The following is a 12,859-nucleotide window of genomic DNA, read 5'->3' on the forward strand; positions in this document are numbered from 1 at the left end:
GAATTGATAAAACAAATATGTTTTTAATCATGAAAAATAATACAAATCTATTATTAATCTTGTTGTTATGTTTTGTAACGATAAGCGTTTTTGCACAACCAACTCCCCCAACTGGAAAAAAGTGGGAAAAAATAGACGTGATGTCTGATGAATTTAACGGTTCCTCTCTTAACAGCTCTAAATGGGCAATAAATAGTCCTCAATGGGAAGGTAGACGACCTGCTAGATTTGAAACGTCTTCTGTATCTGTTTCAGATGGAAATCTAAAAATTTCAGCTTCAAAAAAAACAAACCCATTTAATGGATGGACACACAATGGTGGTCTTGTTAGGTCTACAACAAGGAATACCTATGGATATTATGAAGCACGTATGAAAGGTAATAAAACCTTTATGTCTTCTACTTTTTGGTTAATCAATAAACGTAATGAAGGTACTGGTTGTGATATTAGAACCACAGAATTAGATATTACCGAGACGGTAGGGGTTAATTCTAATGGAGCAAATTGGGTGAATAATATGATCATAAATATGAACTCTAATACACATAGTAGAGGGACTAATTGTAATAGTACACCAGTAGGTCAACAAGGAAACAAAGCTCCTCTTGGAGAAGAATCATGGAAGAATTATCATACCTATGGGGTTTGGTGGAAAAGTAAAAGTGAAATTTTATTCTATTTGGATAATGAATTTGTTGGGCAAATTAAACCGCCAGCAGACTTTAATCTTCCTATGTACTTGCGCATGGTAGTAGAAACATATGATTGGAATCCTCCAAAAGACGGACAAGATGGAATGAATAACTCCCTTAATAATCGTACTACATATTATGATTGGGTTCGTTCGTACAGATTAGTGGAAGATAATAACCCTAATAATCCACCATCGGTAAGACTTACATCTCCTGTAAACGGAGCTAATTTCGAAATAGGTCAAAGCATTCCTTTAATTGCGAATGCATCTGATACTGATGGAACAATTACTAAAGTTGAATTTTTTATGAATAACAACCTGGTAGCCACGGAGCAAATCATACCTTATGAAACCTCTACCTCGATAGCTAATCCTGGTAGTTATGTAATAACGGCTAAAGCTACAGATAATAATGGTGCAGTTACCACATCACAATCGGTGAACATTACTATTAAGGATGACTCAGTTCCACCAGTGGACGTTATTAGCATTCCCGGATCATTTGAAGCAGAAGATTTTGAGTCAAAAGGAGGAAGTGTTCGTATCGAAAACACTCCAGGAACAACTTCTAGTAAAAATTTAGGATATATTAAAAATGGAGATTTTACCAATTACATTGTAAATGCAGCTTCAACTGGTCAATATAGAGTAGATGTATACGCTTCTAGTCAAGGAACTGGAGGAAAAGTAGATATTCTGGAATCAGGTTCTGTTGTAGGTTCAATAAATATTCCAGTTACAGGACAATGGCATAGTTATAAGAAATATTCTACTATGGTTTCTCTATCTTCAGGAGAAAAAATGCTTAGATTATCGTTTAAAGGAAGATCAGGTTATTTATATAATATTGATAAAGTAGTAACAACAAAGATTCAACCTGTAGAACAAACGATTACTTTATCTCCAATCCATGATGCTTATCTACAAGGGTCAACTCGGTATAATTCTGATATGCTTCGTATTGAAAAAAATAATCGTTCGGGATATTTGATGTTCGATCTTTCTTCAATCAATGGAAGCATAACAAAAGCAGATCTTAAATTTACAGTATATTCTGACGCAGGAAACGGTAACGTTACTGTCCATAAAGGAAACAATAATAATTGGATGGAAACTAATTTATCTAATTCTAATAAACCTGGAAAAGGAACTCAATTAGGAACGTTAAACTCTAATTTCCCAATAGGTAGTGCTAAAACAATACCATTGAAAACAGCTCAGATTTCAGAAAATAGACTTTCATTAATTATTGATGCACTTTCAGGTAATGACTTTGCATTTGCATCCAAAGAAAACGGATCTGTGTCAAAACCTACATTGGTAATTACATATACTACTAATAGAGCTAATGTTGATAATGCCAATAATATTAAGTTGTATCCCAATCCTGTGATAAATACAATTAGTTTTTCTGGAAATGATATGAAAGATAAAATTATTAAAGTATTTAATGTTACAGGAGTATTGATGAAGGAAGTTGTCTTAAAAGATAGTCAAAATACTATAGATATAAGTGATCTGTCTTCAGGGTATTATATTATCAACGTTTTAGAAGCAGGAAAAACGAATAAAGTAATCGCTTCTAAAAAAGTGATTAAACAATAATTTAACCACAAACTCAACTTTGGGAAAGGGCTGTCTGAATAGGGCAGCCTTTTCTTTACATTTAATTAATGCGTAATACCCCAATTATGTTTTGTCTTGAAGATGAAAGTTTTTTTTACTTATACACATAAAATAAATATTACATAGCTATAATTAGGATAAGCTTACCGCATAAATGTTATAGTTAATTGTAGGAATTTGTATAAAGAAATAGTAGGATATTCTTATAACTATCTTAACAATGAAATATTAAGTAAGAAACTTTACAATAATCAATTTATCGCTGTCGTTTGAGGGCTATTATACTAACAAAGCAAATATTTAACTAACAAATTGTAAACACAAATCACTTTTGAAATGAAAAAAAGTCAACAAAACTTATTTTTATTGTTTTTCGCATTATGCCTTGGACAATACATTATTGCACAACACAATTACGGAGAAGCATTACAAAAATCAATCTTATTTTATGAGGCTCAACAATCAGGGGTATTGCCAGATTGGAATAGAATTAGCTGGCGAAGTGATGCTGGTGTAAATGATGGTCAAGATGTAGGACTGGACTTAACTGGAGGATGGTTTGACGCAGGAGACCATATCAAATTTGGTTTTCCTATGGCATTTTCTGTAACTGCATTAAACTGGGGTTTTCTAGAATACAAAGATGGTTATGATGCCGTAAATCAGACGGAACACTTTAAGCGAAACATTAAATGGGTAACTGATTATTTTATTAAATGTCACCCTACTAAGTTCGAATTTTATGCTCAAGTTTCTAAAAAAGGACAGGATCATAGTTTTTGGATGCCAGCAGAAATGATTGATGTTCATCCTCAGTATGGAGAAAGAGAGTCTTTTAAATTAGATACGAGTCATCCGGGAACAGAGGTGGTTTGTGAAACGGCAGCTGCATTAGCGTCTGCTAGTATTATTTTTAAAGATACCGATCCTGCTTATAGCGCTACCTTATTACAACACGCTAAAGATTTATATGAATTTGGCGAAACTTATAAAGGAAAATATACAGAAGAAGGAGGAATCCCTGCTGTAGGTACGTATTCTTCGGGTGGATATGAAGATGAATTATCTTGGGGCGCGTTATGGCTATATAAGGCAACCGGTGATAATACATACCTTCAAAAAGCAGAAACAAATTATTCTGAACCAGACTATTTATGGAGCTTTGTTTGGGATGATAAACGATATGGAAATATGGTTTTATTGGCCCAAATTACAGGCAAACAAAACTATATAGATAACGTAGAAAGACATCTTCAATTTTGGGTTGATAATGGAAATGGAGTGACATATTCTCCAGGAGGACAAGCGCACCTAACCCAATGGGGATCATTACGTCATTCAATGAATGCAGCTTTAACAGCCTTGATCTATAGTGATAATATCGATTCTCCTAATAAGGAAGTATACCACGATTTCGCAGTAGATCAAATTAAATATGCACTGGGAGATAACCCTAATAATAGAAGTTTGGTTACTGGTTTTGGGGTAAATCCACCAACAAAACCACACCATAGAGGACAACATTCTAGTTGGACGAGAAGTGAGAGTATTCCGGAAGAGTCCAGACATACCTTATGGGGAGCTCTTATGGGTGGACCAGGAAGCCCTGACGATGTATTTGTCGAAAATCGTTCTGATTTTCAAGCAAACGAAGTGGCTTGTGATTACAATGCCTGCTATCAGGGGGTATTGGCAAGAATGGTTATGGAATTTGGAGGAACAGCGTTAAGTAATTTTCCACAAGAAGAAACTGCCGGGGTTGAGTTTTTAAATGAAACAAAGATCAATAGTGAGTCCGGAAGATTTACGGAATTAGCAATCTGGTTGAATAATAGATCGGCTTGGCCTGCAAGAATACCTGGTAGTCTTACAGCTCGCTATTTTATTGATATTACAGAAGGAGTAGATGCAGGATACGCTCCTGATGATTATGAAATTACAGCTAGAGGTAATGGAAGTGCTACAGGAGGATTACAACCTTGGAATCCTGAGAATAATATTTATTATGTTGAAGTAGCTATTGATCAAAATAATATGCCTTTCCCTGGTGGTCAAGGAGAGCATAGGAAAGAGATTCAAGTGAGAGTTTCTGTTCCGAATAATGCCCCTGAAAGCGCCTGGGATCCTTCTAATGATTTTTCTTACGAAGGTTTAAGCAATGCGCTTACTGAATCTGAACAAGTTCCTATTTATGCAGATGGAGTATTGGTATGGGGGTCAGAACCCTCAGCCTCATTATCTGTTGATGAATTCAATAAATCTGGACTTGTAGTATACCCAAATCCATCAGAAGATATATTAAATGTAGCTGGTAATACTTCAGTATTGCAAAACGGAAAAATTGTAATCTCCGGAATTCTAGGTAATACAATTTATAATAGATCGTTAACAAATACCATTGCCGGTGTGGTGACTATCAATACATCTGATTTTGCGTCTGGGATTTATTTTCTTAATGTGACTACAGAAGAAGGTAAGCGTTTGACTTCTAGATTTATAAAGAAATGAAAAAGATCTAGCCCCAATTAATCGATAAACCGTATAATAAGAATTAAAGCTGAACAATGATATCATTGTTCAGCTTTTTTAAGTTTAAGGATAATTCCGTTGCCATTTTTGATATGAAAATTTTGTGTGTATAGATTTGATATTCCATATTAAATTGTGAAACGAATTCTTTTTGATTAGGCGCGTATTCTAGTTTTAAGACTTCAAATAATAACTTTAAATCATAAGTTGGCTAGTTAGCGAACTATTTTAGCGTTTTGATAGATAGGATTTAGTAAAACTAACTAAATTATAAACAAACTCAACTATAGAAAAGGCTGTTCTTATAATGGACAGCCTTTTCTTTTGCTATAAAGTTGAGTTAATGATTAGATATATCAAAATTGAATCTCCTTATCTTTGGCAGCTCTAAAAAGAAATAATGTTACAACAATACACAAAAGAATTTAATTACAATCTAAGGTTGGCAGCACCCGTTATGCTGGGAATGTTAGGGCATACTTTTGTGGGATTAATTGATAACATTATGGTTGGACAGTTGGGTACCGCAGAATTAGCAGCGGTATCTCTTGGAAATAGTTTTATGTTTATTGCCATGTCATTAGGGATTGGATTTTCTACAGCAATTACCCCTCTTGTAGCAGAGGCAGACGGAGAGGATAATTTTAATAAGGGTAAATCCGCATTTAAACATGGATTGTTTTTATGTACTACATTAGGAGTAATTTTATTCCTTGGAGTATTAGTTGCGAAACCGCTTATGTATTTAATGAAACAACCGGTTGAGGTTGTAGAGTTGGCAATTCCTTATCTTGATTTAGTCGCTGTTTCTTTAATTCCTTTAATAGTTTTTCAGGCTTTTAAACAGTTTTCTGATGGATTATCTATGACAAGGTATCCAATGTATGCAACTCTGGTTGCTAATATTGTAAATGTGGTTTTAAATTATTTATTGATTTTTGGAAAATTTGGTTTTCCTGAGATGGGTATTGTTGGAGCCGCAGTTGGTACATTAGTGTCTAGGTTGATTATGGTGTTATTTTTATGGATTTTTCTCAAATACAAAGAAAAGTCAAAAGCATACGTTACCAACATTAAATTCTTCATTCTTCAGAGTAGTATGCTAAAAAAAATAGTAACACTAGGTTTTCCTTCTGCATTACAGATGTTTTTTGAAGTTGCTATTTTTACTTCGGCTATTTGGATTTCAGGAATTTTAGGTAAAAATCCACAAGCAGCTAATCAAATAGCTTTAAATCTATCAGCAATGACCTTTATGGTAGCTATGGGATTGAGTGTGGCGGCGATGGTGCGTGTAGGGAATCAAAAAGGACTATTACAGTATAAGGAATTAAGAAGAATTGCATTTTCAATTTTTTTACTAACATTTTTGATCGAAATCGTATTCGCTTTATGTTTTATTATTTTTAATAACATATTACCTGAGATTTATCTAGACGTTAATGATGTGGAGAATTTTGCGGACAATACAGAGGTAATCGGTATTGCAGCTAAACTTTTGATAATTGCTGCTTTGTTTCAGATATCTGATGGTATACAAGTGGTCGTTCTTGGTGCGCTTAGAGGTTTGCAGGATGTGAAAATACCTACTGTAATCACTTTTTTTGCATATTGGATTATAGGTTTTCCAATAAGTTATTATTTAGGTTTACATACAGAATACAAGAGTTCAGGGATATGGATAGGGTTATTGGCAGGCTTAACAGCATCAGCAATATTACTGTATATTAGATTTAATTATTTGAGTAAAGATTTAGTGCTAAAAAAAGGTAATGTAACTTCATTGTAATAATCTTTTTTAATAGTTACAATATAGAGAGTTTTACTCCGTTTCTTTTTTTGGACTAGTTTTTGTTACTTGTCAAAGTATATTTCATATTAAGAAATATTTAACTATATTTCGAATATAACTAAAACCGAAAAGAAAAGAGATGAATAGCCCAAAATCTAACCTTTACCTTTTACTTATTGTAATTTTTTCTATAGGCCTTAGCAATAAAGCCTTATCACAGAATTTAATTCCAAATCCAAGTTTTGAAAACACAAATGCAGCAGTCAAAAAACTAAAACATGAGATGCGAAATTTTGGTGTTATGGCCAATTGGAAAGCATTGACTAATTCTCCAGATGCACATCATCCAGGAGTAAGTGAAGTAAAGTTCGATCATAAAGCTCCAGGTTTTTTAAAACAATTTGGTTCTCAAGAACCAAGAACAGGAGAATCAAAAGTAGGATTATATGTGACTGGTAATAATACAAAAGAATCCATTGTAGCCAAACTGGTTAGTCCTTTAAAGGCTGGAAAATACTATTATTTTCATATGTATGTCTCTCTAGGAGAAGGAAGAGTAAGTAATTCTTGTACTTCTTCAATTGGATCTTATTTTACAGCTAGAGTTCCTAGATTTACCGAAACATCTAAATATAAATTGCATATAGAATCATCAGAGATGATTTGTGATACCAAAGAATGGACTAAGGTTTGTGGTGTTTATAGAGCCAAAGGAACAGAGAAGTATATTTCGCTTGGTTATTTTTCGGATAATCCGAATGGAAAATCCTTAAAAGGTGGACCATTTAGCGATGCATATTATTATATAGACGATGTAGAATTAAGAGAAATGCAAGATGTGCAAGGTGTAGCTGTAGATAATATTTGTAATATGGCTTTAGACTTTTCTGATATTGAATATTTAATAGGTGAAAGTGAAGTATATGAAGAAATCAAAGCTGCATTAGATTCATATTTACAATACCTTAAAGTATTCAAATTTGATAGTATCAAGATAGTCGGACACGCTAATGATTCTGAAATTGAGTTTGAAAATGAAATTCTTTCATCCGCAAGAGCAGGTTTTGTTAGAGAATATTTGGTGGAAAATGGAATAGATGAAACCTTAATCGAGCATATTGGAATTAGTAATACAGAACCTAAAGAGGGAGAAGGTATTGATAATACAGAATTGGGTTCTAACGCTAGAGTACAGATTATTATAGAATAGAGATTAGAAAATAATAGATATATTGAAGAGGTAAATTTTAAATTAAAATTTACCTCTTGTTGTTTTTGCTACTTTGATTGTAAACTTCGTAGCTTTGTTACTTATAATTTTTAGCATATGAGTTTTCCAAAATTCTTATTAGGAGATAATACAGATCATCCAAACGCCATCTTTGTAATTCATACAGAGTTCCCCAGATTTGTTATTAATTTAGAAAATGATGAAGTAGAATGGATGGAAGAGTTTGATAAAAGTGATGAAAAAGAATTAGAAAGTGAAGCTGAAAATCTATTTCAAGCGGCAAATGATTTTTATGATCGCGAGATAGAGCGTTACGATGAATAACCATCGTTTTTTTTAATACAAGTATTGATTATTTTTACTTTATGGAAGAACTTATACAGTTAGATAAAGACCTGTTTTTATATCTTAATAATTTGGGTTCCCCTTTCTGGGATGGTTTTTGGTTATTTATGACCGAAAAAATTAATCAAGCTCCTTTGGTACTGATTCTATTGTATTTTTTTTATAAATATTTTGGACTAAAAGGAACCATTATGACACTTGTTGTTGTAGCGGCACTTATTACTGTATCAGATCAATTATCTAATTTGTTTAAAAATGTACTATTTATGCGTCCTAGACCTTGTCAAATAGAAGGGGTTGGAGAATTAACTAGATTTATAGCAGAACGATGTGGTCGACATGGATATTTTTCAGCTCATGCATCTACAACAATGGGGATTGCATTTTTTACAGGATTAGTATTACAAAAAAGATTAAAGTACATCTTTCCATTGATGGTAATTTGGTCAGTTGTTGTAAGTTACAGCAGGATTTACATAGGTGTTCATTATCCTGGAGATATCATTACTGGTATGGCTATAGGTATTCTTCTGGGAGTAGGAGCGTATAAGTTGCACACTTTTTTAATAAAAAAATATGTAACTTAAGGTTGGTAATTACCTCTTTTATTACTGTTTGACTATTTTCATAGTCTTTTTCTCTTCTAATAAAAGATAATATATACCATTACTATAAGATGACATGTCTATTTCTTTGCCAGAGCCTTGATCTAATGTTTTTCCAGAACTGTTTACCAATTTCCATTTATTAACATTTTCTGTGAGATGTATAATGCTTGATGTAGGATTGGGATATAACATCATTGCTTCAGTAATATCCAATTCTGGTATTGAAAGTACTTGATTACATTCTTCAGGGGTAGAGAATTGAAGTCCAGTATCAAAATCTTCGTTTAGATTCAATACGATGTTTTCAAAAATCAGCTCTTCTCCCAAAATTGAAGTTATTCTTAGATTCATTGGTGATGGAATTCCAGAAGTTTCTATAAAAAAATTATACAACTCTCTATTCGTGTTTTTCCATGTGTTGTCGGGTAATTGATACTCCATTTTAGAGATTGTGTGGTTGATTTCTCTAAATTGGATAGCTGTCCAGAATTCACTGGAACCTTCTTTAAAATTAATTTTGATAGTTTCACTAGTAGACATTGTTTCGCAGGGTACAAACTTCCATGATATTGGTACTCTACCGTCAATAATATCAGCAATCATAGCAAAGGCTTCCTTGGTCATATCTACATCACCAGAAGCACACTCTGGACAACGATCTACTACATTTAGAATAACACTTCCTTTAGCTCCAGTTACTTCGATACAAGCTCCGCAAGCATTACTACCATCGTAATCAATATTATTTAAAGCACAATGCATATAATCTCCCGCTGCTACAGGTAAAGAACAATTACCAAAAGTACCCCCTGCTACACCACCATAAAATGTCCCTTCACCAGTATGTAAAGAATTATTGCACTCCTGAGCAGAAATTTTTATAACAGAAATAACTAATAAAAAACAGAAAGTGTAGGTGTGTGATTTCATTTTTATTTGGTCAGATTTCATTAATACAATTGTTTATAATGGCTTAACTAGGATGTCCTTAATTCATTTTTTGAGTTTTACTTATTTTTAAATTTCTTCTTTTTTTTCTTTTTACTAAAAAGTCTTTTTAAGAAGTTATCACGTTTTTCTGGTTGACAATCGAGATCCTCTAAAACATTATTTGGGGTTTTTTCGAAGCTACTTTTAGTAAAAGAATCAAAATCTGGGTCTTCATTCATCTTTTGATAAAGCTTACCAAAAATAGGCAAAGCAGAATTGGCGCCTTGTCCTTGTGCTGTTGTTTTAAATCCAATAGCATAATTATCATTACCTACCCAAGTTACTGTAACAAGTTTAGGTGTAATTCCTACAAACCAACCATCTTTATTATCCTGAGTAGTACCGGTTTTTCCTGCAATTTCATTTTTAAGTCGATAGGTAGTTCTTAATCTGGTTGCTGTACCTTTATCGACCGTAGATTTCATCATTTCTAATAACACTTGCCTTGTATAATCACTAAAAGCAGGTTTTTCTATAATTTTGGGCTCAAATGAGGCGATAAGATTACCGTGTCTATCTTCTATTTTTGTAATATAAAATGGTTGTACCCCTTTAGAATTGTTAACATAACTCGCATAAGCTCCTGCCAGTTCTTTTATTTTGATTCCTGCTGTCCCTAGTGCTATTGATGGTTGCTCTGGAAGCTCTTCAGTAATTCCCATTTTCTTTATCTGATCAAATACTTTAGTAATGCCTACTTCACCTATCACTTTTACCGCAATTGTGTTTACAGAACTACTTAAAGCCGTTTCCAAGTTATAATTTAGATAAGGATCTTTTTCTTCAGATGCGTTTTTTGGTGTCCAATCTTTTAGGTTGGTATAGGTCACTTCTTTTAATGGGAAATATGTACAAGGTTTCATACCATTTTCTATGGCCGCAGTGTATACGAATGGTTTAAAAGTAGAACCTACTTGCCTTTTACTTTGGGATACGTGATCATATTTAAAATATCTATAATCAATACCTCCCAAGTATGTTCTAACTGCTCCACTAGATGGGTCAATAGCAATCATTCCAGCATTCAGGAACTTCAGATAATGTTGTAAACTATCTCGGATAGAAACTTTTTTGGTTGTATTTCCTTCCCATTCGAATAGCTCCATCTCTCGTTTGACTGAAAAAGAATCTGTAATCTGTTTTTGGTTAAGACCTTGTTCTTTATATTTTTGGTAAATCGGTAATTGTTTCAGTGCGTTATCAATAAGATTCGTACCTACCTTCCAGGGTGCTTCTTTACCATATTCTTTTTCATATGTCTTTTGTAAACTTTGTAAATGACCTTTCATTACTTCTTCCGCTAATGATTGCATTTTATAATCCAAGGTGGTATGGATGATTAATCCGTCTTTGTAAATGTCGTACCCGCTGCTATCCGCTTTCTTATGTTTTTTTAAGATCTCATTAAGTTCTTTTTTTACTTCTTCTCTAAAGTAAGGAGCTAACCCAAGGTCATGATTAAAATATTGATAATCCAGAACGATGTTTTGGTTCATTATTCGATTTGCAACATTTTGAGTAATGTATTTATATTTTGCCATTTGTTGCAAAACAACATCTCTTCTTAGCTGGCTACGTTCTGGAAAAAGTCTGGGGTTGTAACTATGATTAGCCTTTAAACTGCCAATTAATGTACTGGCTTCTGATAATGTCAGTTCTTTAGCAGATTTATTAAAAAACTTTTGTGAAGCACTCTCGATTCCATACGTATTATCAGGAAACGGAACTGTGTTGAAGTATTGAGTAAGAACATCTTCTTTACTATATATATCTTCAATACGTTTGGCTATAATAGACTCTTTAAGTTTATTAACTACAATACTAAAAGATCCATAGTCTTTTCTTCCAAAAATGTTTTTTACTAACTGAAGTGTAATCGTACTTCCACCACCAGAAGATTTATCCCTAAACAAAATGGTTTTAAAAAATACTCTGAGTAGACTTACATTATCTACACCATCATGTTCATAAAAACGGATATCTTCAGTAGCAATCAATGCGTCGATTAGGTGTTTCGGAAGATCTTCATAGATAATAGGCTGTCTGTCGTATACAAAATATTTGCCAATCAGGCGGCTATCTTTATCTAACACTTGAGTTGCTTCAGCTTGTTTTAGAGAACTTAATTCATTCTTACTTGGAATTTTTCCCCAAAACCCAAAATAAATACTTCCATAAAAAATAATGAAGACTAAAAAAAAGCTTCCTAAGGCTATTAATGGCCACTTAATCCATCTTTTCTGTAATAATTGACGCATCATAGTTATATGACTAGTCATAACGTAAAAAATAGCTGATTATTGAGTGGATAGCCATGATATGATTTTAGAATTTACTTTTAATTTTTACGTTCGTAGCGTATGAGGGAAATGCTTACTTTTTTTGAAGCTTATTTCTTAAAACTTTGATTTTTTTATTTTAAATTGTAGTAGTTAATAATGTATCATAATATTAAAGAAAATTATTTGAGGCATACCATAGAAAAATAGCTTCAAAGTGTATTGTATAAAATAACATATAATAAAATCTTTTTTACTATTTATTAGTGAAGTAACCAACTAAATCTGCACACTATGAAAAGAGTAATTGTTGACTACAAAAAATTGAACAAAGATATTTTGAATCTTTTAGTAGAAAAATTTCCTGATGGCTACTCAGACAGGGATATTATTTATTTTAAAAACCATCATAATGACAGTATTGAAGCGGTAGAGGTAAAAACCGATGATACTATTTATTTAGTAAAAATAAGTGAGCGTCTTGCTGGTGTAATGCAAGATTATGATGATAATACGTCAGATACTGATGTTCCTGTTGCTATTATGAAAGAGCAAGTTAACGATGACGTCAATTTTGATGATTAACAGCTTTTTTTGTTTTAAAAATGTGTCCGAGGACATTTCTAAATATCGTAAAATTATCCTCGAACTTTATTTATGACAGTATTTTTAAAATTCACTATCAATCAGTACTTCTGTTCACTAATAGCTGTATGTAAGCGGATAAGCATGTAATGCTTCTCGAAATAGAGTTTTGCCAAAAA

General features: G+C 32.8%; 9 protein-coding genes. 7 read left to right on the top strand and 2 right to left on the bottom strand.

Going from position 1 to position 12,859, the window contains the following annotated elements; all coding sequences use genetic code 11:
* Window positions 1-29 precede the first annotated feature (29 nt).
* The 6 genes from Q0910_RS06615 (at window position 30) to Q0910_RS06640 (ending at window position 8,805) form a co-directional block, all read left to right on the top strand.
* The gene (locus Q0910_RS06615; protein ID WP_299213804.1) at window positions 30-2,300 is read left to right on the top strand and encodes a carbohydrate-binding protein; all 2,271 of its coding nucleotides are present in this window, start codon (window positions 30-32) and stop codon (window positions 2,298-2,300) included.
* 357 nt (window positions 2,301-2,657) lie between these two features.
* Window positions 2,658-4,829 carry a glycoside hydrolase family 9 protein gene (locus tag Q0910_RS06620; RefSeq protein WP_299213806.1) on the top strand — a complete coding sequence of 724 codons (2,172 nt, stop codon included), beginning with the start codon at window positions 2,658-2,660 and terminating at the stop codon, window positions 4,827-4,829.
* 418 nt (window positions 4,830-5,247) lie between these two features.
* Window positions 5,248-6,639, top strand: coding sequence for an MATE family efflux transporter (locus tag Q0910_RS06625; protein WP_299214599.1), 1,392 nt, complete (start codon window positions 5,248-5,250; stop codon window positions 6,637-6,639).
* Between the two features lie 142 nt (window positions 6,640-6,781).
* On the top strand, window positions 6,782-7,852 hold the full coding sequence (locus Q0910_RS06630; RefSeq protein WP_299213808.1) for an OmpA family protein: 1,071 nt from the start codon (window positions 6,782-6,784) through the stop codon (window positions 7,850-7,852).
* A gap of 117 nt (window positions 7,853-7,969) precedes the next feature.
* Window positions 7,970-8,197, top strand: a complete 228-nt coding sequence (locus Q0910_RS06635; protein WP_299213811.1) for a hypothetical protein — start codon at window positions 7,970-7,972, stop codon at window positions 8,195-8,197.
* A gap of 41 nt (window positions 8,198-8,238) precedes the next feature.
* A complete protein-coding gene (locus Q0910_RS06640; RefSeq protein WP_299213814.1) occupies window positions 8,239-8,805 on the top strand; it encodes a phosphatase PAP2 family protein in 567 nt (188 codons plus the stop codon).
* A gap of 21 nt (window positions 8,806-8,826) precedes the next feature.
* Here Q0910_RS06640 and Q0910_RS06645 read toward each other — a convergent pair whose 3' ends face one another.
* Window positions 8,827-9,777 (bottom strand): expansin EXLX1 family cellulose-binding protein, encoded by a 951-nt coding sequence (locus Q0910_RS06645; protein WP_299213816.1) that lies wholly within the window; start codon window positions 9,775-9,777, stop codon window positions 8,827-8,829.
* A 56-nt stretch (window positions 9,778-9,833) separates the two neighbouring features.
* Window positions 9,834-12,095 (bottom strand): transglycosylase domain-containing protein, encoded by a 2,262-nt coding sequence (locus Q0910_RS06650; RefSeq protein WP_299213819.1) that lies wholly within the window; start codon window positions 12,093-12,095, stop codon window positions 9,834-9,836.
* A 294-nt stretch (window positions 12,096-12,389) separates the two neighbouring features.
* On the opposite strand from Q0910_RS06650, the gene Q0910_RS06655 reads away from it, so the two are divergent.
* Window positions 12,390-12,680, top strand: coding sequence for a hypothetical protein (locus Q0910_RS06655; protein WP_299213822.1), 291 nt, complete (start codon window positions 12,390-12,392; stop codon window positions 12,678-12,680).
* The last annotated feature ends 179 nt before the right edge of the window (window positions 12,681-12,859 follow it).

Source organism: uncultured Aquimarina sp., assembly GCF_947495315.1.
GTDB lineage: Bacteria > Bacteroidota > Bacteroidia > Flavobacteriales > Flavobacteriaceae > Aquimarina.